Origin of the sequence: Amycolatopsis sp. SID8362 (genome assembly GCF_010550475.1) — a bacterium.
GTDB classification, from domain to species: Bacteria; Actinomycetota; Actinomycetes; order Mycobacteriales; family Pseudonocardiaceae; genus Amycolatopsis; species Amycolatopsis eburnea.
Genome location: NZ_JAAGNB010001657.1, coordinates 1 through 1,172, shown reverse-complemented (window position 1 = coordinate 1,172; position 1,172 = coordinate 1). Strand labels below are relative to the sequence as shown.

Here is a 1,172-nt window from a genome sequence, read left to right as displayed (position 1 = left end):
CGAAGACGTCGCGATCCCGCTGCCGGTCCGTGATGTCACCGGCGCGAACCTAGCCGACGAGGTGTCGGAAACGGCCCGGACGGTGTTCGAGCTGGAGAACGAGATCCCGCTGCGCGCCGAGCTGCTGCGGATCGGCGCCCGGGAACACGTGCTGGTGCTGGTGTTCCACCACATCGCCTCCGACGGCTGGTCGACCGCGCCGCTGTGGCGGGACCTCGCCACGGCGTACACCGCGCGCCAGGCCGGAGAAGCTCCACAGTGGACGCCGCTGCCGGTGCAGTACGCGGACTACACGCTGTGGCAACGGGACGTCCTCGGCGAGCCCGTGATCGAGCCGCAGCTGGCGTACTGGCGCGAAGCGCTCGCCGGGCTGCCCGAACGCATCGAGCTGCCGACCGACCGGCCGCACCCGGCGGAAGCGTCCTACCGCGGCGAGCAGTTCGCCTTCGGCTGGGACGCGCGCCTCCACAGTGGACTCGTCGACCTGGCCCGCGCCTGCGGGGCCAGCGTGTTCATGGTCGTGCACGCCGGGCTCACCGCGGTGCTCACCCGGCTCGGCGCGGGCACCGACGTCCCGATCGGCACGTCCATCGCCGGGCGCACCGACCAGGCGCTCGACGACCTCGTCGGGTTCTTCGTCAACACCCTGGTGCTGCGCGTCGACACCGGCGGCGACCCGACGTTCCGCGACCTCGTGGCCCGCGTGCGGGACCGCAGCCTCGACGCCTACGCCCACCAGGACGTCCCGTTCGAGCGGCTGGTGGAGGCGCTGAACCCGGCGCGGTCGCTGGCGTACCACCCGCTGTTCCAGACGATGCTCGCGTGGCAGAACAACGCCGTCGCCGACCTGACCCTGCCGGGCCTGACCGTCGCGGAGGAGCCGGTCCGCACCGGAACTTCGCGCGCCGACCTGGTGTTCTTCGTCGGGGAAAACCCGGGCGCCGGGATCCGCGGCACCGCCGAGTACAACAGCGACGTCTTCGACCGCGCGAGCGTCGAGGCGATCCTGGCCCGGCTGCGGACGCTGCTGACCGCCGTCGTCGCGGACCCGGACACCCGGATCGGCGCCGTCGACCTGCTCACCGACGCCGAGCACGACCGGCTCGCCCCCGCGCCGGCGACCCCGCTGCCCGCGGAGACGGCGGCCGAGCTGTTCGCCGCGCAGGTGGCCC

1 protein-coding gene is annotated in these 1,172 nt (G+C 73.4%); it reads left to right on the top strand.

The window, feature by feature from the left end; translation table 11 throughout:
- Positions 1–1,172, top strand: a 1,172-nt coding sequence (locus G3I65_RS50805; RefSeq protein WP_239071953.1) for a condensation domain-containing protein, incomplete at both ends; no start/stop codon positions are given.